Here is a 22,863-nt window from a genome sequence, read left to right as displayed (position 1 = left end):
GCTCGATGACCGCACCTGTCCCGGCCCCGTCGGCGCAGCCCGGCAACTCGGTCGACCCGCTTCGCGCGTACAACTTCAAGCTCCTCATCAACAACGTCACCGAGGGCCACTTCACGGAGGTGACCGGCCTCGGCGTCAAGGTCGAGCGGATCTCCTACCGGGAGGCCGGCAACAGCAGCGTCGTGCGCGCCATTCCCGGCCGGGTCACCTACCCTCCGGTGACGCTGCGCTTCGGCCTGACCAACTCCGCCGACCTGTGGCAGTGGCTGATGACCGCCGTCGAGGGCAAGGTCAGCCGCCGCAACATCTCCATCGTCATGCTCGACGCCGCCGGAGTCGCCGAGGCGCTGCGGTGGAACCTCATCAACGCCTGGCCGCAGGAGTGGTACGGCGCGCCCCTGGACGCCATGAGCCGCGAACTGGCCATCGAGACCCTGGTGCTCGCGCACGAGGGCCTGCAGCGGGAGGCCGGCGGTGGCACCGCGACGGCTGCGTAACACCGCCGCGGCGTGCCTGCGCTGGACGGCGGCCCGGGCCACCGCGGCCGCCGACCGCCTCGACGCGGCGCCGGCCCCGGTGGTCGAGGCCGAGGAGCGGGAGCTGCCCGGGGCTCCCGAGCACTGGCTGGCCCTGGTCCGGCAGCACGCCCCGCAGCTCCTGCGCCCCGCGGTGCGGGCGGCGGCTCAGCCCAAGGTTCCGGCCAAGGTGCTCTCGATCGCGTCGCCCGCGCCGGTGCCGCGGACGCCGGAACTCGTGCGGTCGGACGTGCGCGAGGTCGCGGCAGCTGATCCGGCACCCCCGGTGTCGCGGGTGGAGACGGCGGTCGCGGTCACCGCGGCCGCCGCGCCCCGCGGTGTGGTGACGTCCACCGTGGACATCCAGCTGCGGCGTGCCGTGCCGGATCCGGCGCTCTCCCCCGGATCCGCGCGACCGCCGGCACCACGGACCGAGCTCGAGGAGCTCGTCCCCGTGCCGGTCCGGCCGCGACCCGGCACGAAGTCCAGGATCGGCGCGACGAGGCGACCCGTGGTCCACCTTCCTGAACTCGGGCCGCACGATCCCGGTCCGGTGGTGCTGCGCTGGCCCGATCTTCCGGACTCGGCCCGCGTCGCGTGGAAGCCCGACCCGCGACCGGCGGATCCACCGAAACCCGCGGCGCGACCCGCGGCGCCGGAGGCCACCCCCGGACCGTGGCCCCGGCTCGACGGGGAGGACGGGGACGCTCGGAGCGCAGCGAGCGGCGTGAGCGGCGGCGGCCGTCCGGACGGTCAGGCGGTGCGGCCCCGGGCCGGACAACCCCCGGACCTCGGCGTGCGTGACAGGCCTCGTACCTCTGCGGAAAACGGCACAGGAGCAACCATTCCCGGACGGTGGCCCGAACTTCCCGATGACACAGCACAGTGGACGGTCGCTCCGCGCAGGGGCGGCGACGACCGGGCCCGGCGGCTCGACGAGGAACAGCGAGGACTGCCATGGAACGCGTAGCGTTCGTCGTCGACGACACCGGCGAGCGGATCGACTGCCTGCTCAACCCCGAGACGTTCGAGGTCAGACGACTCGCCGGCATCCGCACGCCCGCGGCCGGTGACGGTCGCCTGGTCGGGCGGGGGCGGGTGGACGACCCGGTGCGGTTCACCGGTGGCGGGCGCACCGAACTGCTGCTGGACATGGTGTTCGACGTCGCGTTCGTCGAATCGCGGTCCGCGCCGCAGGACGTCCGGCAGCTGACGGCGAACCTGTGGAACCTCGCGGAGAACACCGCCGAAGAGCTCGGCGCGGCGCGGCCTCCGCTGATCCGTCTCGTGTGGGGCCGGTCGTGGAACGTGCCGGGCGTCATCGCCGCGATCGCGGAGCGCTTCGACGCGTTCGGGCCGACAGGCGCGCCCGGCCGGTCGTGGATGCGGCTGAAGCTGGTGCGGGTCGACGAGCCGAAGCACGCCGCCGCCCGCGACTTCGATGAGGAGCTCGCCCGCGCCGAGGCCGGGACCGCGCCCGGCACGGCACCCACGGCGGTGCAGGCGCTCGGCGGCGGCACCAACGGGCCGGGCAGCGCCGGCGCCCGGATCGACCTTCTCGCGGCGGAGGCGCTCGGCAGCCCGATGCGGTGGCGGGAGCTCGCCGAGCACAACGGCGTCGACGACCCCCTCGCGGTCGCGCCCGGCCGGGTGCTGTCGGTGCCGGTGACGGGCGGCGCGTCATGATGCCGGCGGTGCGGGTGACCGCGGCCGGCACCGACCTGCCCGACGGGTGCCGCGTCGCGGGGGTGCGGGTCACCACCCGGCTGTCGCAGCCGGCGCAGTGCGAGCTGACCCTCGACGACCCGCACGGCCGCGCTCTGGAGCTGCTCGGTGCCGCGCTCGTCGTGCGGGTCGGCGCAGACGCCCGTCCGCTCTTCACCGGCGAGGTGACCGGCGTGGGGCTGACCCGCACGGCCGACGGCGGCACCGAGACCCGGCTGACCGGCTACGACCTGCTGCACCGGCTCCGGGCGCGGCAGAGCGTGCGGTCGTTCGAGCGGGTCGGCGCCGCCGATCTCGCGCGGGCGCTCGCCGGTGACCTGCCGGGGGTGCGCGTGCACGGCGGCGAGGACGGGCCGCGGTTCGAGCGGGTGGTGCAGCACCGGCAGCGCGACCTGCAGTTGCTGACCGAGACCCTCGGCCGGGTCGGGCTGTTCGCCGTCCTGGACGGCGACGACCTGCGGGTGCTGACCCTGCAGGGTCACGGCGACCCGGTCCCGATGCAGTACGGCCGGGACCTGCACCACGCCGACGTGGCCGCGGGCGTCGACCGGCTCGCGGCGCGCTGCGAGGCGGTCGGCTGGCACCCGCAGCGGGCGGCGGCGTTCACCGGGACCGCCGCGCAGCCGCGACAGGGCCGGGACATCGCGCTGCGGCCCGGCAGTCGCGCGCCGCTGACGCTCGTCGACGAGTCGGCCCGCACCGAGGACGAGCTGCGCGCCGTCGCGCAGGGCGCCCTGGACGTCGGCGCCGCTCGGGCCGTGACCCTCGACGGGATCGCGGCGGGCAACGCGGCGCTGCGGGCCGGGCGCCGGATCGCCGTGCGTGGCGTCGCCGCCGCCCTCGACGGCACCTACGTGCTCACCGAGGTCGTGTCCACAGTGGACGCCGACGGCTACCTGGCGCGGGTGTCGACGCGGCCGCCGGCGCGGGAGGTGACCCGGCCCGGTGCGTCGCTGACGCTCGGGCGGGTGACCGGCGTCGACGACCCCGACGGCTGCGGCCGGGTCCGGGTCGCGTTGCAGGCGCACGGCGGGCTCGACGCCGGCTGGGTGTCGCTGCTGGTGCCCGGCGCCGGCGACGGCAAGGGCCTGGTGGTGCTGCCCGATGTCGGCGATCCGGTCCTCGTGGCGCTGCCGCACGACGCCTCCGGCGACGCGGTCGTCCTCGGCTCGCTGTTCGGCACGACGAAGGCCCCCGACGGCGCCGGCGTCTCGGGCAACTCGGTCCGGCGCTGGTCGATGCGGACGGCCCGCGGGCAGTCGATCGTCGTCGACGACGAGGAGCGGTCCCTGCGGGTGGAGACCGCCGACGGCAGCTACCTGCACCTCGCACCCGACACGGTGCGGCTGCATGCCGCCACCGACCTGGTCCTGGAGGCGCCCGGGCACGGCATCACCGTCAAGGCCCGGTCGGTCGACTTCGAGCACGCCGTCATCGGAGGTCTGACATGAGGCTCGTCACGGTGCGGGCCGTCGTGCGCTGCGGCCACGACGGCCGGGTGGCCAACACCGCCTCGCAGCACTGGGTCACCGTCGCCGGCGCCGACGTCCTGGTCGACGACGACCCGCAGGGCCGCACGATCGCCGGCTGCCCCAACATCGGCCCGACCATGAAACCCTGCACCACCACCCTGGCCGTGCAGACCGGGTACAGCACCTGGATCCGCGTGGACGGCCACCGGGTCGCACTGTCCAACCTGGACGGCCTGACCGACGGCACGGTCCCCGGCACGGTGCACTACACGGTCCGCGACCCGGGACAGGCGTTCGTGGGGGCCGACGCATGAGAGCGATCCGCTTTTCCCCCGCACTCACCGCGACCGGCTCGCTGTCCATGGTGGACGGTGACGCCGCGGTCCGCCAGGCGCTGCTGCTGCTCCTGGCCACCACGCCCGGTGAGCGGCTGATGCGGCCGCTGTACGGCTGCCACCTCAACCGGCTGCTGTTCGCGCCCAACGACCACACCACCGCCGGGCTGGCCGTGCACTACGTCCGGCAGGCGGTCCAGCGGTGGGAGCCACGCGCGGAGATCGTGTCGCTGGACGCCGCCGCCGACCCGGACGTCGCGACCCGGCTGACCATCCAGCTGCGGTACCGGGTGCGCGCCACGCTCACCCTCGCCGAACTCGACATCCCGCTGGACCTCGGTCCGGCGTCCGACGGGAGCCCGTCATGACCCTGCCGATCCCCAACCTCGACGACCGCACGTTCACCGACCTCGTCCGCGAGGCCCGCGACCGCATCGCCCGCTCCTGCCCCGGCTGGACCGACCTGTCGGTGCACGATCCCGGCATCGCCCTGGTCGAGGTGTTCGCGCATCTCACCGAGGTCCTGCTGTACCGGCTGAACCGGTTGCCCGACAAGGCCTACATCGAGTTCCTCAACCTGCTCGGCATCACCCGGCACGCGCCGGCGGCCGCGTGGACGGAGCTGACGTTCACCCGCACCGGCGCCGACACCGGCCGGGTCACGATCCCGGCCGGCACCAGGGTCGCGACCGCGCAGGGCGCCGACCCGCAGCCGGTCGTGTTCGTCACCACCGAGACCGTCGTGCTCGCCGGCGACGCGACGGCGGTCACCACGAGGGCGCACCACTGCGAACCCGTCGCCGCCGAGCTGATCGGGCTCGGCACCGGCATGCCCGGGCAGGTGCTGCGCACGGCGAAGGCGCCGGTCGTCACCACCACCGAGCACCTCGACGTGATGCTCGGCGTGCAGACCCCCGCCGACGAGGTCGCCGACGGTGTCCCCGCGCGGGAGCACGACGGCCGCTCGTTCGTCATCTGGCAACCGGTCGCGGGTTTCGCCGGGGTACCGGCCGACGCGCTCGTCTACCACCTGGACCGCAGCACCGGCACGGTCACGTTCGCGCCGGCCGTCGACGCGGGCGGGGCGCCGGTCGCGGCGGTCCCGCCGACCGGCCGGGAGGTGCGGATCTGGTACCGGGTCGGCGGCGGCGCCGCCGGGAACGTGGCGGCGCACACCGTGACCGCGCCGCGCGACCCGGTGCCGGGCGTGCGGGTGACCAACGAGCAGCCGGCGTTCGGTGGCCGGGACCTGGAACCGGTCGACGCCGCGCTGACCCGCGGGCCGTACGAGTTCTTCGCGCTGCGCCGCGCGGTCACCGCCCGCGACTTCGAGCTCCTGGCGACGGCCGCGTCGGCGGCGGTGGCCCGGGCGACCGCCTTCACCCGCAGCACCATGTGGTCCTTCGCCCGGCCCGGCGAGGTCGAGGTCGTCCTCGTCCCGCACGTCGGGGACGGGTCACGGCCGGACTGGCGGCTGCCGGTGGCGAAGCTCCTGGAGGTGCAGGGCGAGGACGTGCGGCTGCACACCCAGCAGGACCTCGACGAGCGGCGGGCGCTCGGCACCCGGGTCGTCGCCGGCTGGGCCCGCTACAAGGCGGTGTCGGTGCGGGCCAGGGTCGTCGTCGGCGACCACGAGGACGTCGACGCGGTCCGCCGCCGGATCAACGACAGGCTGTACGCGACGATCAGCCCGCTGCCGACGCCGATGACCCGCACCGGCTGGGCGTTCGGCGAGCCGCTGCGCGCGTCGAACGTGTACCGGATGCTGGAGTCCGCCGAGCCGGGCGTCCGGTACGTCGACGACGTGCGGTTCGTGGTCGACGAGGTCCCCGACGGGACCGTGCGGTCCGTGGTCGCCGACCGGTTCCAGGACGGCACCTGGTACGCCGGCTGCGGCGAGGTGGTGTTCCGCTCCACCAACGGCGGCGCCGGGTGGGAGCCGGCGGGACGGTTCCCGGCCGAGGACGTCCGGCGGATCGTGGCGGCGCCCGCACCGAACCGGCCCGGCATCACGGCCCGGCCGGGCCTGGTCGCCGCCGTGGCCCGTACCGCGGACGGGGCCAGCGCTGTGCACGTCTCCACCGACCTCGGCGAGACCTGGACCCTCGTCGCCGCTCTGGAGCCGGCGATCGCCGACGTCGCCTGGGTCGACCGGGAAGGGGTCGCGACGCTGCTGTGCGCCACCGACGCCGGCCTCTACGAGCTGGCGGCCGAGGAGGGCGCGGTGCCGCTGCAGGTGCTCGTCGACAACACCGACCCCGGCCGCGGCTTCTCCGGCGTCCGCTCGTTCGTGTCCGAACGCGGCACGCACGGGGTGGTCCTCGCCGCGCAGGCGAAGTACGGCGTGTACCTGTCCACCGACGCCGGAACGGCCGGCACGTTCACGCACATCGGGCTGCGCGGCACCGACGCCCGGGCGATCGAGATCCAGTACGACGGCCCGTCGACGCTGGTGTGGATCGGCGCCGGCGAGTCCGACCCCAACCGGCCCGGCCAGGGCTGCCACCGGGCCCGGCTCTTCGAGGCCGACGTGCGGTGGGAGCAGGTCGTGTCCGGCTGGTCCGGCGGCACCTGCTGGGACCTCGACTTCGCCGGCTCGACCGTGCTCGCCGCCACGCAGAGCGCCGGGGTGCTGCGGCTGGACACGTCGAGCAAGACCCCGCAGTGGGAGGCGGCGAACGTCAACGCCGGCCTGCCGCTGCGGGACCGGACCAGGTTCGAGCCGGTGGCCGCCATCGCCTCGGGTGACGCGCTCTTCCTCGCGGGCGGCCCGAGAGGCGTGTACCGCAGCGGCGACGCGAAGACGTGGACGTTCACCGCCGACCGGGAGACCCGGCAGCCGGTGACGATCCCGCCGACGTGGCTGCTGTGCTCCGGCGAGCACGACGTCGAGGTGGTGCGTCTGCATGCGGCATGACGACATCGCGCGGCTGCTGCCCGCCGTGTACCAGTCCGCCGCCCAGCCCGGCAGCGTCCTGGTCGCGCTGCTGGACGTCATGGAGGCGATGCACGCGCCGACCGAGCGGCGCCTGGCCGCCGTCGACGAGCTCTTCGCCGCGTACCGGGCGCCTGAGGCGTTCCTGCCGTTCCTGCTGCGGTGCGTGGCGATGGACCACATCGGACGGTCGCTGCCGTCCGGACGGCAGCGGGACCTCGTCGCCCGGGCCGGCGACCTGGCCCGCGGCCGGGGCACCGCCGCCGGGCTGTGCGCGCTGCTGGCGACGGTGACCGGGGTGCCCGGGTTCACCGTCGAGGAGCCCGCCGACCGGGCGTTCCACGTCGTCGTGCGGGTCCCCGACGCCGCCCGCGACCAGCTGTCCCTGATCCGGCTGGTGGTGCAGCAGGAGAAGCCCGCTGCCGTCACCGTCTCCATCGTTTAGAAGGGGTACGTCATGTCCACCAAGTGGGTCGTCACGACCGCCGCCGAGCGCATCGCCCTGGACGACGCGAAGCAGGGCGGCACCACGTTCACCGTCACCAACCCCGGCCGGGCCGCGGACCGCGTCGTGTTCGAGCCGGTCCCCGGCGGCGACGCCGACCCGTCCTGGTTCACCGTCGACGACCCGCAGCGCCGGGTCCTGCCGGCCGCGTCCGCGTCGTTCCTGCTCAAGGTGCACGTCCCCGCCGACGCGAAGCCCGGCGCCTACGAGGTGCAGGGCCGCGTGTACTCAGCGGACTCCGCGCCCGAGGAGTCGTCCGTGCTCAGCGGCCGGGTCGTCTTCGACGTCGCCGCCCCGCCGGCGCCGCCGGAGCGCAAGGTCCCGTGGTGGATCATCGCGATCGCCGCGGCGCTGGTCGTCATCACCGTCGTCACGATCACGCTCGTGCTGACCCTCGGCGGCGGCGACTCCGTCGAGGTGGCCGCCTCGCCGGCGCCGTCGGTCACCGCGCCGCCGTCCGGGCCGATCCCGGTGCCGGACCTCGCCCGGCTCAACGAGACCCAGGCTCTGTTCGCCCTGAAGCAGGCGGGTCTGACCGCCGGCACGATCAAGCACCGCAACGACCCGGCGAAGGCCGACACCGTCGTCGAGCAGAGCGTCCCCGCCGCGAAGACCGTGGCCGCCGGCACCGCCGTGGACCTGGTCGTCGCGGTGCGGCTGAGCGCGCCGGTGCTGAAGACCCCGGCGAACGCGCAGCTGAAGCAGGCCGACGGCAAGCTCGTCTGGGAGCAGCCCGAGGCGTACGTGACCCGCTGGGTCGTGCAGGTGTCGATGTACACGTGCGTGCAGCCGCCCATCATCAACGGCTGCCAGTACCTGCCGACGCTGTCCGCCCGCACCGAGGCGAAGACGTTCACCCCGGCGATGCGGCCCGCGCAGAACCTGACGCTCGGCATCGTCAACCTGGCGTTCAACGGCAACATCCAGTGGACGGTGCAGGCCGTCGACGACTTCGGCGGGACCGGCCCGACCGCGACCGCGCTGGTCGCCCAGATGGTGGCGTAGCCATGACGAAGCAGACGAAGGTCGTGATCGCGGTCCTCGTGCTGATCACGGCGATGTTCGTGGGGTCGGCCTTTTCTGGGAAGGAAGACGACGACGCTCTGCGGGAGCCGGGCGGGCTCGTCGAATGGTTCGGGGCGAAGTTCGCGAAGACCCCCGCCGCCGATCCCGCCGACCTCAGCGCGCCGTGCCGCACCGGCGACGCGTTCGTCGTGAAGGACGGCACGTGCGTGGTGCGGGTCGCCGCGGGCAAGGGCCGCCGCACCGTCCGCCTGCACGCCGGCAGCGACGTCGGCGTGCAGGCGCCGGCCCCCGGCCAGGACACCCTGGTGCGCAGCGACGCGAAGGCCGGCGACACCGTCGAGGTGACCGTCGACAAGGCCGCCACCGACATCGACCTCATCTGCGCCGGTGCCCGCACCTGCACCCTCACCGTCGTCCGGGAGGACTGAGCCATGTCGTCGGCAACGGAGCGCCTCCGCACCCCGTTCTTCATCGTCGCCCTGGTCGCCATGGCCCTCGTCGTCTGCGTCGAGCTCGGCGAGCAGCTCCTCATCGGCGGCGTCGACGCGGGCACCGCGCTGACCGACAACGCCGCCGCGCTCGGCGCGCAGGTCCCGGCCGGCGGCCACGTCGAACGCCCCTCCGGCGTCGGCATCCCCTACCTGGCGCTGCTGGACTTCGCGGCCCTCTTCACCGTCGGCCTGATGGCCGCGGGTCTGGTCGTCCCGCACCGCCTGCACGGCCGCCTCCAGGGCGTCGTCACCCTCGTCGTGGCGATCCTGCTGATCCTCGCCTCGCTCGGCCTCATCTTCCTGGCGGTGGCGAAGCTGGTCCTGATGGTGGCCCTGCTGCTGGCCTTCCCGTTCGGCACGATCGCCTACCTGATCCTGTTCGGCTCGTTCCCGCGCGGTACCGCCACCGTCATCCTCTCCCTGCTGATGTTCCTGAAGCTCGTCTTCGCCGGCTCGCTCGTCGCCGCCCAGCCCCGCTTCCTGCAGAACAAGGGCCTCGTCCTGCTCACCCTGAGCTCCCTGCTCTGCAACGTCGTCGTGACGTTCCTGCACGGCCTCGTCCCGGGCGTCCTGGTCAGCATCACCGACGCGGTGGCCGGCATCGTGGTCGCGGTCGTCGCCCTGATCTGGGCCGTCGTCCTGCTCATCGGCGCCGTCGTCGGCATCGTGACGGCAGCCCGCGCCTCCGCCGACACCGCCCGCACCACCGCCCTCCAGCCGGCCACCTGACCAGCGCCCGGTACGACGCGCGCACCCGGTGGCCCGATGGGTCCGACCCCTCGGCCGCCGGGGCCGTCAAAGTGGACGGCGGTCAGGGGCGGCCCGGCGCGCCGGGCTGGGAGGATCGGCGGATGGCGGGCCCGGACCCGCGCTAGCACGGGGCGCCGACGGCGGAGAGCAGCTGGAGTTTCTCGTGGCTCTCGGTGCCGGGGACAGCGGTGTACACCAGCAGGGCGTGGGACTGGTCGGGGTCGAGCAGCGACTGGCAGGCGAGGTCGAGGTCACCCAGCGAGGGGTGCACGAAGCGTTTGGTGTGGTTGTAGCCGACGTCGACCTCGTGCTCGTCCCACACGGCGCGGAACTCCGCGCTGCCGGCGAGCAGCAGCTGCTGCAGGTGCGCAGCCCAGGAGCCGGGACCGCGCAGCGTCACCACCCGGCGCAGCCCGGCGGCGAAGACGCGGGCGTGCAGCGGATGGTCGTCGGGGTGGTACAGCGCCCGGCACGCGGGGTCGGTGAACCAGCGGTAGCCGATGGCGCGCGCGGGGCCGGTGAAACGGGTGTTGTCGCCGGTGAGAGCGACGCCCAGCGCGGTCTGCCGCAGGGTCTCGCCGAGCTCGGTGACGATCTCGGCGGGGGTGTCGGCGAGCCGGTCGAAGATGCGCAGCAGGCCGGGGCTGATGTGTGCGCTGGTCGAGCCCCTGACGGGCGGGTTGTGACCGGCGAGGCGGAAGAGGTGGTCGCGCTCGGCGAGGGACAGGTGCAGCCCCTGCGCGAGCGAGGCGATCATCTGCTCGGACGGGTGCGGGCCGCGCTCGCGCTCCAGGCGGCTGTAGTAGTCGGCGGAGATGTGGCACAGCGTGGCGACCTCTTCGCGGCGCAGGCCGCTGGTCCTGCGCCGCTGGCCGCGCGGGAGGCCGACGTCCTCGGGTCGCAGCGACCCCCGGCGGTGCCGCAGGAACTCGGCGAGCCCGGCCCGATCAATCATGGTTCCCGTTGTACCACCGGATGCGGGACCGCAGCCTGGGATCGAGAGGCCGTGGATAACCCGGCGGGCCGGCCGCAGCCTGGAGGGGACGGAAAAACCGAACCGAGGAGTGCTGCCATGCCGGACATCACCGTTCCCGACCTCTCCGGGAAGCTCGCCGTGGTCACCGGCGCCAGCGACGGCGTCGGGCTGGGCCTGACCGCCCGGCTGGCCGCGGCCGGCGCCGAGGTCGTCATGCCCGTCCGCAACCCCCGCAAGGGCGAGGCCGCGATGGCGAAGATCCGGCAGCGGTACCCCGAGGCACGCCTGTCCCTGCGGGCGCTGGACCTGTCGTCCCTGGACTCGGTGGCCGCGCTCGGCGACACGCTGCGGCAGGAGGGCCGGCCGATCCACATCCTGGTCAACAACGCCGGGGTGATGACACCGCCGGAGCGGCAGAGCACCGCGGACGGGTTCGAGCTGCAGTTCGGCAGCAACCACCTGGGGCACTTCGCCCTCACCGGTCACCTGATGCCGCTGCTGCGGGCCGGGCACGCGCGGGTGACGTCGCAGCTCAGCGTCTCCGCGAACGAGAACTCGATCAACTGGGACGACCTGAACTGGGAACGCTCCTACAACGGCCGCCGCGCGTACAGCCAGTCGAAGATCGCGTTCGGCCTGTTCGGGCTGGAGCTGGACCGGCGCAGCCGGGCCGGCGGCTGGGGCATCACCAGCAACATCGCCCACCCCGGGGTCGCACCGACGAGTCTGCTCGCCGCGCGCCCCGAGGTCGGCCGGGCGAGGGACACCATGGGCGTGCGGCTCATCCGCGTGCTGTCCCGCGCCGGCATCCTGCTCGGCACGGTCGAGACGGCGCTGCTGCCGGCCCTGATGGCCGCCACCTCCCCGGACGCTGCCGGTGGGCGCTTCTACGGCCCGAGCGGTCTCGGCCACCTGTCCGGCGCGCCCGCCGAGCAGCCCGTCTACTCCCGGCTGCGCAGCGAGGAGGAGGCGGCCCGCATGTGGCAGATGTCCGAGCGGCTGACCCGGACGTCGATCACGCCTCAGCCCGCGCCGTAGCAGACGAAGCCGGCGCTGCTGTAGCGGGCGTCGCCGTCCGCGGCGAGCTGGGCCGTGGCGAGGGCCGCCGCCTCGGTGCAGCCGGTGCCGAGCAGCTTGTGGAAGTCGGTCATCAGGCTGCGGGTGGCGTCGTCGTCGACCGGGCCTGTGCTGGCGACCACGGTGCGGGTGCCGAGCTGCAGCAGGGCGCTGGTCAGGCCGAGCAGCTCCTCGCCCGGGTGCACGGCCGACAGGCCGGTGTCGCAGCCGGACAGGACCAGGGTGCCCGGCGGCCCGTCCAGCGCCGACAGGTCGTACATCGTGAGCGGGCCGTCGGTGAGCCGCAGCGCGGAGAAGAGCGCGTTGTCGGTGCGGAACACGCCGTGGCAGGCGATGTGGCCCAGCCGCGCGCCGTCCAGGGCCCGCAGCACGTCGCCGACGAGGGCGTCGTCGCCGGCGAGCAGTGTCGCGCCAGGTGTACCGGCGGCGATCCCGGTCACCTCGCGCAGCGCCTGCGGCGGGTCGGCGGCGCCGACGAACACCGCCGGTCCGCCCGGGCGGGGCGCGCGGTGCGCCCGCCACCACGTCCCGGCCGACGGGGTGACCCGCACGGCCCGGCCCCGGCAGCGCGGCAGCAGCGACCAGGACAGGGCCTGCAGCTGACCGGTCGGGGCGAGCACCAGCTCACGGTCGCCGACGAGGTCGTCGAGCGGGGCGAGCAGCATCCGGTCGAGGGCGGCGGCGGCGTGGTCGGCGGCGAGGGTCGCGGCGCCGCGGTGGCCCCGGCCGGCGACGAGGCGCCGCTGGGCGAAGCGCAACGCGTGCAGCTCGTCGAGGACGGGCTCGACCGGACCGAGCGGCCGGTGGGTGACCCGGCCGCCGGCGAGCACGAGGGCGTGCAGGCAGGCGTCGATGGCGAGCAGGTCGACGAACGCGGCGTCGCCGAGGGCCGCGGCGAGCACGTCGACGGGCGGGCCGGCGGCGGTCGCCCCATCGGTGCCGTGCGCCTGCCAGGACCGGCGCCGCACCTGCTCCTCCAGGTCGCGCTGGCGCTGCAGGAGGCGGCCGGTGTGGGCGGCGCCGATCGGGGCGGCGGCCAGGTCGGCGTGGACACTGCGCAGCCGGGCGAGGTCGCGGGCGATCACCGGGTCGCCGCTGGGCCTGGCCGGCGGCAGCCACAGCGTCGCGGCGCGGCAGCGCTGCGACCACTGCAGGATCTGCTCGGCCGGCTCGTGCCGCACGGCGAGGCGCAGCCGGAAGTCGGCGAGGGCGGCGACCGTGCCGCCGCTGCGCACCCGCAGTTCGGTGGCGCCGAGGCTGGCGCGGTGCGCCTCGAACTCGCGCAGCCCGGCGTCGGCGTGGCGGGCGGCGGCGGGGACGTCGTCGTCGGCGAGGGCGGCGACCGCGCGCAGGTGCCACCAGCGGGCGCGCAGCACGGCCGGGCCGCGGCGGGCGGTGACCGCGGCCCGCTCCAGGCTGCCGGCGGCGCCGGCGCGGTCGCCGATGTCGAGGGCGAGCTGCGCGGCGTCGAGCCACGACTCGCAGCCGGGCAGCAGCCAGCCGGCGTCGGTCAGCTCCGCCGCGACCGCCCGGACCTCGCGCAGGGTGCCGCGGTTGGCCCGGCCGGTCGCGATGACCGCGCCGAGCTCGACGGCGCGGGCCCGGGCGGCCGGCAGCGCGCGGCGCTGGGCGGTGAACACCCGGCGGGCGGACCGGGCCGCGTCGCGGGCCTCCTCGGCGTTGCCGCGGGCGAGGGTGATCCGGGCGAGCAGCAGCGCCGCCTCGCCGCGGGCGGTGTCGAGGCGGCCGCGCAGGCAGATGTCGACGGCGTCCTGGGCCGCCTGTTGCGCCTCCGGCAGCAGCCGGGCGGAGCGCAGCAGCTCCGCGAGGTCGAGCACGGCCTCCGACGGCAGCCCGGCCTCGCGGGTCAGCACCTCCCGGGCCTGCTCGTAGCGGGCCAGGGCGAGCGGGACGTCGCCGGCCTGCGCGGCGATGAACCCGAGGTTGTGCTGGACCTGGGCGGCCGCGGTCGGCAGCTCCAGGTCGGCGTAGATGGCAGCGGCGGCGCCTAGGTCGGCGGCGGCGAGCCGCTGGCTGCCGTGGTAGCTGTGCAGGATGGCCCGGTTGTTCAGGGCCCGGGCCTCCCAGAGCCGGTCGCCTTCGCGCCGGAAGACCCGCAGCGCCGACCGGTAGCCGGCCATCGCCTCCTCGTCGTGGCCGAGCCGGCGCAGGATCAGCGCCCGCTGCATGACGGCCCGGCCCCGGCGCAGCCCGCGCAGGCTGCGCAGCGCGACGTCGATCTCGCGGGCCGCGGCGGCCGGCCGGCCCAGGTCGTCGAGGACCAGCGCCAGGCTCATCCGTGCCTCGGCGGCCAGGGTCATCCGGTCGTGCCGCTGCGCGACCCGCAGCGCGGCGCGCAGGTGCCGGGCCGCGGACTGCGCGTCGTCGGCGGACCGGGCGGCGAGCCCCAGCGCCCGGTGCGCGACCGACGTCGCGTCGGGGTCCTTGTCCCGGCGGGTCGCGGCGAGGGCCGCCACGGCCAGGGTGCGGGCCTCGCCGGGGTCGGCGGCGACCGCCTCGACGGCCCGCGTCGCCAAGGTCAGCGCGGATGACTGCGGCTTCACAACCGAGGATCCTCCCATCGGCGGGAACTGTCGGGTACCCGACGTATCGACGGTCTCGCTGGAACGTCACGTTGAACATGACTGACTTCGAAGGTGGGCGTGTCGACCCGACCCGGCGACTCGAACGGTGGCGGCAGCAGCGGTCCGCGCACCTGGCCGGGCTGCGCTGGCTCGGCACGGAGACGACCGGCGGCCAGCCGGTCCGCTACGTCAGCGGCGAGCTGCTCGTCGTCGACGAGCACTACGACGACGCCCGGCGGGCCGTGGAGGGCCTCGGGCACCGGGCCGCGGACGTGACGACCGACGAAGTGGTGCCGGGCGTGCGCCGGCTGCGGGCGCCGGGCCTCGACGCGATCAAGGCGACCCGGCGGACCCGCGAGCGGGCCTCCGACGGCACCGCCGCCGGGCCCAACCACGTGCTGCTGGCCTCCCCGTTCGAGCAGGGTGGCCCGTTCGGGCGGCCGGTGTCGGCGGCGGCCGCGGCGATCGACGCGTCCCCGGCCGGTGACGGTGCGGCCCGGGTGGTCGTGATGGACACCGGCGTGTGGGCCGACAGTCCGCTGCCTGCCAGCCGGTACCGGGTGGGCAGGAGCGACCTGGAGACCGACGTCGACGTGGACCGGGACAACGTCATCGACTCCGACGTGGGGCACGCCAACTTCATCGCCGGGGTCATCCTGCAGGGCACCCGCCGGGCCCAGGTGCGCATCGTGAAGGTGCTCGACACGTTCGGTGTGGGCACCGAGCTGGAGCTGGCGCTGCGCATCGCGGCCCTCACCGACACCGACGTGCTCAACCTGTCGCTGGGCTCGTACACCGTCGACGGCCAGCCGCCGGTGCTGCTGCGCTGGGCGCTCAACCGGTTCCTGGTGGGCCGGGACCGGGTCGTGGTGGCCGCCGCGGGCAACGACGGCGTCTCCGACCGGCCGTTCTGGCCCGCCGGGTTCGCCGGCGCGGACGTGCCGTGGCGGCAGCAGGTCGTCGCGGTCGCCGCGCACGACGGCACGGCGATCTGCGACTGGAGCAACAGCGGCCCGTGGGTGACCGTCGCCGCGCCGGGCGCCGACGTGGTCAGCACGTACATCCACCATCCCGACTTCGGCACCGGCTGGGCCGCCTGGAGCGGCACGTCGTTCGCGACCCCGCACGTCGTCGCGCTCATCGTGGAGCGGGCCGCGTCGACCGGAAGCGTGCTCTCGGCGACCAAGGAGGTGATGTCGCAATCGACACGATCTATCGGCGGGTACGCTTCGGTGCTGTGACGGCATTCGATCCGACCATCGCCCTGATCGAAGCCGCAGACGGCGACCAGCGGGCCTGGAACGAGCTCGTGGAACGCTATTCCGGCCTGGTCTGGTCGGTCGCGCGCAGCTTCCGCTTCACCGAGGCCGACGCCGGCGACGTGTTCCAGGCGACCTGGTTCCGCCTCGTGGAGAAGCTCGGTCAGATCCGCAACGGCGACGGACTCGGATCGTGGCTGGCCACGACCGCCCGGAACGAGGCGATCGACATGATCCGCAGGCGCGGCCGGGAGTCCCCGGCCGACGTCGCGGAGCACCTCGGGCAGGCGCCGTCCACGACGGACCTGCCGGAGGAGGAGATGCTGCGGGCGGAGGAGCGGCGGCTGCTGTGGCAGGCCGTCGACCGGATGCCGGAGCGGTGCGGGCGACTGCTGAGGGCGATGGGCGCGCAGCCGGCGCCGAGCTACGCGGAGCTGGCGGCGGCGCTGGACATGCCGGTCGGCAGCATCGGCCCGACCCGCGCCCGCTGCCTGGACACGCTGCGCGGCCTGCTCACCGGCGAGCCGTACCTGGCCGGGCGCACGGCGAACGCGCGGATGAACGCACAGAAGCACGGTGAAGGGAGGCAGGCATGACGCATCCACCCGCGGGTGAGGAGCTGGGCGAGGCGGTGACGCGGCTGTTCGTGGACACCGACCCCGTCCCCGCGAGGCTGCTCCAGGCCGCGCAGGCCGGCTTCGCCTGGCGTGACCCCGACGCGGCGCTCGCCGACCTGCTGCTGGACAGTGCCGTCGCGGGCCTGGCGGCCGGGGTGCGGGCCGGGGAGAGCGACGACCAGCCGCGGCTGCTGAGCTTCGACAGCGGCGGCACGGTCATCGACGTCGAGATCGTCGTGGACGGCGGCCGGGTCCGGCTCATCGGGCAGGTCAGTCACCCGGTCGAGGCGCCGGTCCGGGTCCGGCACGCCGGCGGCGAGTGGTCCGGCGTCACCGACCGGCTCGGCCGCTTCTCGGTGCCCGGCCTGCCGGCCGGGCCGATGCGCGTCTGGTGGGGGCCGGCCGGCCCGGAGTCCACCGCGGTCTGCACCGCCACGTTCCTGACCTGAGTCGGGAGCGGGCGGTGCGGCCGGGCTGCCGCTGACCCTGATCGCGCCGGTGCCGTCAGTGCGGACCGGCGCGCCGGCGTGTCCGGGCCGCGGCACCAGCGCCGCCGGACCGCGGTGCTGATCGTGTATCAGGTGCCGGTCCCGCGGCGTCCTCCATGCCGGGAGTGGCCGACGGCGGCCACCCCGGCCATCTGAGGAGGGGCACCATGACCGAACCTCTGCACCAGGCGGGGCAGCTCGCCGCGCTGCCCGCCGACCCGCCGGCCTACGATCTCACCGGCCGGGCGACGAGGGACCCGAACGTCATCATCGCCTGGTCGGCGCCGGCGGCGACCGGCACGATCACCCGGATCACCGTGGCCGGCCGGCCGACGCACCTGTTCGCCGGGGAGGGCAACCACGTCACGGCGTGGGCGGTCTTCGTCGACACCGTCCGCCGTGCGCTGGTCGGCCGGACCCTCGCGCAGGCGGTGACGGCGCTGGAGACCCTGACGGCCGCGCCGCACGGCTACGGGCAGGACGACCAGACCGATCAGGCACCGGTGCGGCACGCCGACGCGGTGCAGCGGGCGACGGCGCATCTCGGTGCGGCCGCGGCGCAGGGCGGGACCCCGCGCTCGTCGCTGCGCCGGGCGGTCGGCGCCTATCTCAGCGCCCGCAACTACGCGCCGCTGGCGCTGGCGTGGCTCGGCCCGGCGCAGGCCACCGGCGGCGGCGAGCAGGCCGCCCTGAACACGCTGCGCCGCAACGAGGTCGACGACGGCACCCTGGCCGCCACCGTCCGCACGGCGGTCTGGACGCTGCTGGACGCCCGGACGATCGGGTTCGCGCTCGGCACCACCTCGAACACGACCAGCCTTCCGGGCCTCGACGTCGACGACCGGCGCACGACGGCGCGCACGATGGTCCGCCGGCACCTGGCGGAGATCCGCGCCGCGTATCCGGTGTCGTACGCGAAGGCCGCGTTCACCGACGCGCTCATCGACACGCACACGACCGGGTTCGGCTTCCAGAACATCGCGGCGCTGACGTGGCCCGCCGGCACCGACTTCGCCGCCGCGCCGCACCACCCGGCCCGGGCCGCCGCCGGCTGGGCCGACCAGGCGCTCAGCGGCGCGACCGTCACCGTCACCCCGGACCTGGACGGGCAGGTCGAAACGGTGACCGTCGCCGGCCGCGGCAACACGCTGCTCAACGGGCAGGGCGAGCACATGACCGCGCACATCGTCCTGGTCCGCCAGCTGCGGCGGGCCCTGGAGGGCAAGACCTTCGACGAGGCCCGCACCGACCTGCTCACCCTCGGCGACCGGATGCGGGAGCTGCCGACGTTTCCGCCGCTCGTCGACGACGAGCCGGTCGTGCGCGCGGCCGGCGACGCCCGCGGCATCTTCACCGACGCGTGGGCGGAGGACGAGGCGGCCCGCGCCGACCTGCGCGCCGCCGCCGGCGACGACCGGCTCGTCGCGGCGCTCGGCTCGGCCGCGTCGCGGTACCTGTCGCTGCGCAACGCCCTGCCGCTGGTCGCCGTCGACATCGGCACCGTCGCCGGCGCCAAGGCCGAGGCGGCGATCCTGGCGGAGCTCGACGACAGCGAGGCCCACGACCGGGGCGCGGCGGCCGACATCGCCGCCAACCTCTGGCTGCTGCTGTGCCTGCAGGGGCTGCGTCGCGTGTACAGCGACGACGACCTGACCAGGATCGCCCCCGGCGCGCCGATCCCGAGCCCGACGACCCGGCTTGTCCAGGTCATCCAGGTGCACCGGCAGGCGATCCGCGGGGCCTGGCCGGTCGCGTACGGGCGCAGCCACTGGAACACCACCGGCTCGCTGCGCACCGCGCTCACCCGGCTCAACCTGCCCGTCGGTCAGGATGAGTTCCAGGAGCTCACCGACCGGCTGGTGCTGGGCGACGAGCCCAGGTTCAAGCCGCGGTTCCCGGTGACGGCCTCCGACGACGAGGCGGCCGACCCGGTGCCCAGGAGCGTGCGGGACTACGTGCCGCCCTCGCGGGCCAAGTCCAGCCGCAAGGCCGCGCTCGAGGTCGGCGACAAGGCCAAACGCCAGAGGCAGGACAACGACGAGGCCGACGCCCGCGAACGCGAGGAGGACGAGGAGCTCGACGACCGTACGCGCGGCTCGGACGACGAGGTCTGACATCGGAAACGGGCCCCGGTGGCGGGGCCCGTTCCACCCGTCAGGCGTTGGACTTCGGCAGGCCGGGCGGGTTCACCAGCGAGGTCGGCACGGCCTCGGTGTCCAGGTTGTAGGCGGCGAGCCATGCCTTGTACTGGCCGTTCTGGATCAGGTGGTTGATCGCCTCGGCGAGGGCCTTGGCCAGCTGGTTGTCCTTCTTGGTGGTGGCCGCGATCAGGCCCTGGAGGGTCTCACCGGCGCCGGAGTAGGTGCCGGCGTTGCGGACGGCGTCGGCGGTGCCCTTGGTCCGGCTGATCTGGTAGGCGATGCCCGGGTTCGGGCCGAAGTAGCCGTCGAGCTGCCCGGAGACGAGCGCCTTGAAGGTGGTGGGCGTGTCGGCGAAGTACTTGATCTCCAGGTTCTTGCCCTCGGCCTTCAGCTTCTCCTGCCACGCGACCAGGATCTTCTCCTGGTTGGTGCCGGCGCCGACGGCGACCTTGAGCCCGGCCAGGTTCTTGTAGTTCTTGTCGAAGTTCCAGGCGTTGCCGTCCTTGACGGCGAAGCCGAGGTTGTCCTGCCGGTAGGAGGCGAAGTCGTACTTCTCCTTGCGCTGCTCGGTGTCGGTGATGTTGGAGAACCCGACCTCGGTCCTGCCGGAGTCGATGCCGACGAACAGGTTGTCCCACGTGGCGTTGTTGATCTCGGGAGTGAGCCCGAACACGGCGGCGACGAGGCGGCCGAGGTCGGGCTCGGCGCCGGTCAGGGTCTTGTCGTCGTCGCCGACGAACGCGAGCGGCGGGAAGCCGGTCGGCAGGGCGCCGAGGCCGATGGTCAGCTTGCCGTCGGCCTTGACGGCGTCGGGCACCAGGTCGGCGATGGCCTGCTGCTTCTCGACCTTGATGTCGGTCTTCTGGCCGATGCCGCTGGCCTGGGCGCCGATGGTCACCGTGCCCGCACTGGCCGGGCTGCCGGCGTTCGCCGTGCCCTCGTCGCTGCCGCAGGCGGCGAGGCCCGCGGCGAGCACGACGGCGAGGGCGGCGGCCGAGAGCACGCGGCCGGTTGGTCTGACGGTGGTCATGTGAAACTCCCCTGGGGATCAGAGCACTTTGGAAAGGAATTCCCTGGTACGGGACTGTTTCGGCGCGCCGAGCACCTGGGACGGTGGACCCTGCTCGACGATCACGCCCTCGTCGATGAAGACGACGGTGCCGGCGACCTCGCGGGCGAAGCCGATCTCGTGCGTGACGATGACGAGGGTGGTGCCGGTGGCGGCGAGCTGCCGGATCACCGAGAGCACCTCCCCGACCAGTTCGGGGTCGAGCGCGGACGTCGGCTCGTCGAACAGCAGCAGGGTCGGTTCGAGCGCGAGGGCGCGGGCGATCGCGACGCGCTGCTGCTGGCCGCCGGAGAGCTGCCGCGGGTAGGCGTCGCCGCGGTCGGCGAGGCCGACCCTGGCGAGCAGTTCGACGGACCGCTCGTAGGCGGCGGTCTTGTCGAGCCGCCGGTGCGCGATCAGCGGCTCGGCGACGTTGTCCCGCGCGGTGAGGTTGGGGAAGAGGTTGAAGCTCTGCGCGACGAAGCCGATGCGGGTCCGCTGGCGCCGGACGGCTCGCTGGGACAGCTCGTGCAGGTGGCTGCCGCGGACCTCGACGCCGATCAGGTCACCGTGGACCGCGACGTACCCGAGGTCGGGCCGCTCCAGATGGTTGATGGTCCGCAGCAGCGTGGACTTGCCGGAGCCGGACGGGCCGAGGATGGCCACGACGTCGCCGGGGTCGACGGTCAGGTCGACGCCCTTGAGCACCTCGCGGGTGCCGAACGACTTGTGCACGTTGCGGATCTCGAGCGCCGCGGCCGTGTCGAGTGTCGCGGTCATCAGAAGCCCCTGCGGGTCAGGCGGACGTAGGACGAGACGGTGAAGCGCCGCAGCCGCTGGGCCGGTGTGGGCGGCAGCGCCCGGGCGTTGCCACGGGCGTAGAACCGCTCGACGTAGAACTGCACGACCGACAGCACGGCGGTGAGCACGAGGTACCAGGCGGCGCCGACGATCAGGATCGGCACGATCGACTCGGGATGCCGTGACTCCAGCACGTACACGGCGCCGAACAGGTCGAGCAGCGAGACGTAGTACACGAGCGAGCTGGCCTTGATCAGGCCGACGAGCTGGTTGCCGTACGCCGGCACGATGGAGCGCAGCGCCTGCGGCAGCACGATCCGGCGCAGCTGCCGGGCCTTGGACAGGCCGAGCGCGTTGGCCGCCTCGATCTGGCCGGCCTCCACCGACAGGATGCCGCCGCGGATCACCTCGGCCGCGTAGGCCGCCTCGTTGAGGCTCAGTGCGATGACGCCGATCGCGAGCGGGGTGAGGCTGCTGGTCTGCACGTCGGCGAAGACCGGCCCCCAGGGGATGCCGACGCCGAGCCGCGGATAGAAGTACGAGAAGTTGAACGTGATGATCAGCAGCAGCGGCAACGGCAGCGCGCGGAAGAACCACACGTACGCCCAGGCCAGACCGTTGACGAGCGGGTTCGTCGACAGCCTGCCGAGCGCGACGACGACCCCGAGGACGAGTCCGAGCACGGCGCTGAGCCCGACGACCTGCAGCGTCACCACGACGCCGTCGAGGATCGACTCCCGCGTGAAGTACGGCCAGAACTTGTTCCACTCGTAGCGGGTGTTGGTGAAGACGCCCACGATGAACTGGATGAGCACCACCAGCACGATCGCGCTGACGGTCCAGCGCCAGGGGCGCAGCCGTGGCGTGACCCGGCGGTGCGCGATCTGCGGGTCGAACCGGGTGACGCGGTCGGTGGGTGCGGGTGAGGGTGCCAGCGCTACGGGCTCGCTCATGCGAGTCCTCCATCGGGGACGACGACGAGCCCACGCCGGAGCGGCGCGAGCGGTCAGCGGTGCGGATGCGGTACGACCGAGGAGGCCGTCCCCAGAAACGCTAAAGAGACGGAAATAAGTTGTCAATCCCTATCGGGTAACTAGTATTTAGCGGCCCTCGACCGCCGCCGCTCGCACGTCGTCCATGCGGCGGACCTCCATACCTCGATCCCCGGACGCCCGGAGGTCTCGCCAACGCCCACCGGGGTGGTTATCTTCGGGGTCCATGACGGGTTCCGACGCGGACGCCGAGCCCCTGCGCGTGCCACCGTGGCTCGCCGGACAGGCGCTGTCCCCGTCCGGACCGCGCCCGCCGGACCCCGAGGTCCCCGTGCCCGCACCCGTGCCCGCGCCCGCGCCGGAGGCCGCACCCGCGGCGGACGACGCCGCGGCACCGTGGCCGCCGGCGCCGGACCGGGACGGGTGGCACGCCGCCGACGAGCCGTCCGAGCTGCGCGGCCTTCTCGTGACGTGGCGGTCGCGGCTGATCGTGGCCAGCGTCGCCGCGGCGCTGTCGCTGCTGGTGATCCTGCTGGTGGCGGCGTTCCTCGGCCCCGACAGCCGGACCGCTCCCCCGGCCGCCACGGACCTCCCTCCACCCGGCCCGGCCGTCCCGTCCCCGTCGGCTCCCCCGTCCCCGCTCTCGTCTCCGCCCCCGTCTCCGTCGGCCTCCTCGTCCGCGCCGCGACCGTCGCCGCCGCGATCGTCCCCGCCGGTGACGTTCGGGCCGGTCACGTTCGAGGCCGAGGCGCCCGGCAACGCGCTCGGCGGGTCCGCATGGGTGGACCGGTATCCGGGCGCCTCGGGTGGTTCGATCGTGCGCAACCTCGGGGACTGGGGCGGCCGCGACGGGTTCCTGCGGTTCCAGGGCGTCACGGTCCCGGCCGCCGGCACGTACACCCTCCGCCTGTACCACGTGAACATCGACAACGAACGGACCCGGACCGCCGTCATCACCGTCGCCGGCAGCGACCCGCAGCGCGTCACGCTCACCGGCGGCGCCACGTGCTGCACCGCGGCGACGCTGAAGGTGGTGCTGCGCAAGGGCGGCAACAGCATCACCGTGTCCAACCCGGACGGCCACGCACCGTCGGTCGACCGGATCGTGCTCAGCCTGCCCTGACC

22 protein-coding genes are annotated in these 22,863 nt (G+C 74.4%); 17 read left to right on the top strand and 5 right to left on the bottom strand.

Annotation, left to right across the window (positions count from 1 at the left end; genetic code table 11):
- Positions 1-5 precede the first annotated feature (5 nt).
- The 11 genes from ABZS58_RS06120 to ABZS58_RS06070 are packed head-to-tail and all read left to right on the top strand — an operon-like array spanning position 6 to position 9,733.
- The gene (locus ABZS58_RS06120) at positions 6-497 is read left to right on the top strand and encodes a phage tail protein (protein ID WP_354778134.1); all 492 of its coding nucleotides are present in this window, start codon (positions 6-8) and stop codon (positions 495-497) included.
- Entirely contained in the window at positions 475-1,485 is a 1,011-nt protein-coding gene (locus tag ABZS58_RS06115) for a hypothetical protein (RefSeq protein ID WP_354778132.1), read from the top strand. The genes ABZS58_RS06120 and ABZS58_RS06115 overlap by 23 nt, the downstream gene beginning before the upstream one ends.
- Positions 1,473-2,201, top strand: a complete 729-nt coding sequence (locus ABZS58_RS06110) for a hypothetical protein (RefSeq protein WP_354778131.1) — start codon at positions 1,473-1,475, stop codon at positions 2,199-2,201. The genes ABZS58_RS06115 and ABZS58_RS06110 overlap by 13 nt, the downstream gene beginning before the upstream one ends.
- Before the next feature lie 8 nt (positions 2,202-2,209).
- On the top strand, positions 2,210-3,691 hold the full coding sequence (locus tag ABZS58_RS06105) for a phage baseplate assembly protein V (RefSeq protein ID WP_354778129.1): 1,482 nt from the start codon (positions 2,210-2,212) through the stop codon (positions 3,689-3,691).
- The gene (locus ABZS58_RS06100) at positions 3,688-4,026 is read left to right on the top strand and encodes a hypothetical protein (RefSeq protein WP_354778127.1); all 339 of its coding nucleotides are present in this window, start codon (positions 3,688-3,690) and stop codon (positions 4,024-4,026) included. Before ABZS58_RS06105 ends, ABZS58_RS06100 begins: the two co-directional genes overlap by 4 nt.
- A complete protein-coding gene (locus ABZS58_RS06095) occupies positions 4,023-4,415 on the top strand; it encodes a GPW/gp25 family protein (protein WP_354778125.1) in 393 nt (130 codons plus the stop codon). The genes ABZS58_RS06100 and ABZS58_RS06095 overlap by 4 nt, the downstream gene beginning before the upstream one ends.
- A complete protein-coding gene (locus tag ABZS58_RS06090) occupies positions 4,412-6,964 on the top strand; it encodes a baseplate J/gp47 family protein (protein WP_354778123.1) in 2,553 nt (850 codons plus the stop codon). The genes ABZS58_RS06095 and ABZS58_RS06090 overlap by 4 nt, the downstream gene beginning before the upstream one ends.
- A complete protein-coding gene (locus ABZS58_RS06085) occupies positions 6,954-7,427 on the top strand; it encodes a phage tail protein (RefSeq protein ID WP_354778121.1) in 474 nt (157 codons plus the stop codon). The genes ABZS58_RS06090 and ABZS58_RS06085 overlap by 11 nt, the downstream gene beginning before the upstream one ends.
- Positions 7,428-7,439: 12 nt before the next feature.
- Positions 7,440-8,492, top strand: a complete 1,053-nt coding sequence (locus ABZS58_RS06080) for a PASTA domain-containing protein (protein WP_354778119.1) — start codon at positions 7,440-7,442, stop codon at positions 8,490-8,492.
- 2 nt (positions 8,493-8,494) lie between these two features.
- Positions 8,495-8,941, top strand: a complete 447-nt coding sequence (locus ABZS58_RS06075; protein ID WP_354778117.1) for a hypothetical protein — start codon at positions 8,495-8,497, stop codon at positions 8,939-8,941.
- Between the two features lie 3 nt (positions 8,942-8,944).
- The gene (locus ABZS58_RS06070; protein WP_354778115.1) at positions 8,945-9,733 is read left to right on the top strand and encodes a hypothetical protein; all 789 of its coding nucleotides are present in this window, start codon (positions 8,945-8,947) and stop codon (positions 9,731-9,733) included.
- Between the two features lie 142 nt (positions 9,734-9,875).
- Here ABZS58_RS06070 and ABZS58_RS06065 read toward each other — a convergent pair whose 3' ends face one another.
- Positions 9,876-10,709, bottom strand: a complete 834-nt coding sequence (locus ABZS58_RS06065; protein WP_354778113.1) for a helix-turn-helix transcriptional regulator — start codon at positions 10,707-10,709, stop codon at positions 9,876-9,878.
- A 117-nt stretch (positions 10,710-10,826) separates the two neighbouring features.
- On the opposite strand from ABZS58_RS06065, the gene ABZS58_RS06060 reads away from it, so the two are divergent.
- On the top strand, positions 10,827-11,768 hold the full coding sequence (locus ABZS58_RS06060) for an SDR family oxidoreductase (protein ID WP_354778111.1): 942 nt from the start codon (positions 10,827-10,829) through the stop codon (positions 11,766-11,768).
- Here the strand turns inward: ABZS58_RS06060 and ABZS58_RS06055 are convergent.
- On the bottom strand, positions 11,753-14,371 hold the full coding sequence (locus ABZS58_RS06055) for a CHAT domain-containing protein (protein WP_354778109.1): 2,619 nt from the start codon (positions 14,369-14,371) through the stop codon (positions 11,753-11,755). The genes ABZS58_RS06060 and ABZS58_RS06055 overlap by 16 nt on opposite strands.
- A gap of 77 nt (positions 14,372-14,448) precedes the next feature.
- On the opposite strand from ABZS58_RS06055, the gene ABZS58_RS06050 reads away from it, so the two are divergent.
- The 4 genes from ABZS58_RS06050 to ABZS58_RS06035 all read left to right on the top strand — a co-directional run bounded on the left by ABZS58_RS06050 (position 14,449) and on the right by ABZS58_RS06035 (position 18,870).
- Positions 14,449-15,633: a S8 family serine peptidase gene (locus ABZS58_RS06050; RefSeq protein ID WP_354778107.1), complete on the top strand. Its 1,185-nt coding sequence runs from the start codon at positions 14,449-14,451 to the stop codon at positions 15,631-15,633.
- Positions 15,630-16,247, top strand: coding sequence for a sigma-70 family RNA polymerase sigma factor (locus ABZS58_RS06045; RefSeq protein WP_354778105.1), 618 nt, complete (start codon positions 15,630-15,632; stop codon positions 16,245-16,247). Before ABZS58_RS06050 ends, ABZS58_RS06045 begins: the two co-directional genes overlap by 4 nt.
- The gene (locus tag ABZS58_RS06040; protein WP_354778103.1) at positions 16,244-16,717 is read left to right on the top strand and encodes a hypothetical protein; all 474 of its coding nucleotides are present in this window, start codon (positions 16,244-16,246) and stop codon (positions 16,715-16,717) included. Before ABZS58_RS06045 ends, ABZS58_RS06040 begins: the two co-directional genes overlap by 4 nt.
- 206 nt (positions 16,718-16,923) lie before the next feature.
- A complete protein-coding gene (locus ABZS58_RS06035; RefSeq protein ID WP_354778101.1) occupies positions 16,924-18,870 on the top strand; it encodes a hypothetical protein in 1,947 nt (648 codons plus the stop codon).
- A 40-nt stretch (positions 18,871-18,910) separates the two neighbouring features.
- Here ABZS58_RS06035 and ABZS58_RS06030 read toward each other — a convergent pair whose 3' ends face one another.
- From ABZS58_RS06030 to ABZS58_RS06020, 3 genes are read right to left on the bottom strand one after another with little or no spacing between them, the layout of a single operon-like run.
- A complete protein-coding gene (locus ABZS58_RS06030; protein ID WP_354778099.1) occupies positions 18,911-19,927 on the bottom strand; it encodes an ABC transporter substrate-binding protein in 1,017 nt (338 codons plus the stop codon).
- An 18-nt stretch (positions 19,928-19,945) separates the two neighbouring features.
- Positions 19,946-20,725, bottom strand: coding sequence for an amino acid ABC transporter ATP-binding protein (locus ABZS58_RS06025; protein WP_354778097.1), 780 nt, complete (start codon positions 20,723-20,725; stop codon positions 19,946-19,948).
- Positions 20,725-21,699, bottom strand: coding sequence for an amino acid ABC transporter permease (locus ABZS58_RS06020; protein ID WP_354778095.1), 975 nt, complete (start codon positions 21,697-21,699; stop codon positions 20,725-20,727). Before ABZS58_RS06020 ends, ABZS58_RS06025 begins: the two co-directional genes overlap by 1 nt.
- A 265-nt stretch (positions 21,700-21,964) precedes the next feature.
- Here ABZS58_RS06020 and ABZS58_RS06015 point away from each other — a divergent pair, with 265 nt between their 5' ends.
- Positions 21,965-22,861, top strand: a complete 897-nt coding sequence (locus ABZS58_RS06015; RefSeq protein ID WP_354778093.1) for a hypothetical protein — start codon at positions 21,965-21,967, stop codon at positions 22,859-22,861.
- The last annotated feature ends 2 nt before the right edge of the window (positions 22,862-22,863 follow it).

Origin of the sequence: Dactylosporangium sp. NPDC005555, from assembly GCF_040605635.1 — a bacterium.
GTDB lineage: Bacteria > Actinomycetota > Actinomycetes > Mycobacteriales > Micromonosporaceae > Dactylosporangium.
Note: the sequence above shows the minus strand (reverse complement) of the source record. Positions and strands in the feature narration are given on the sequence as shown.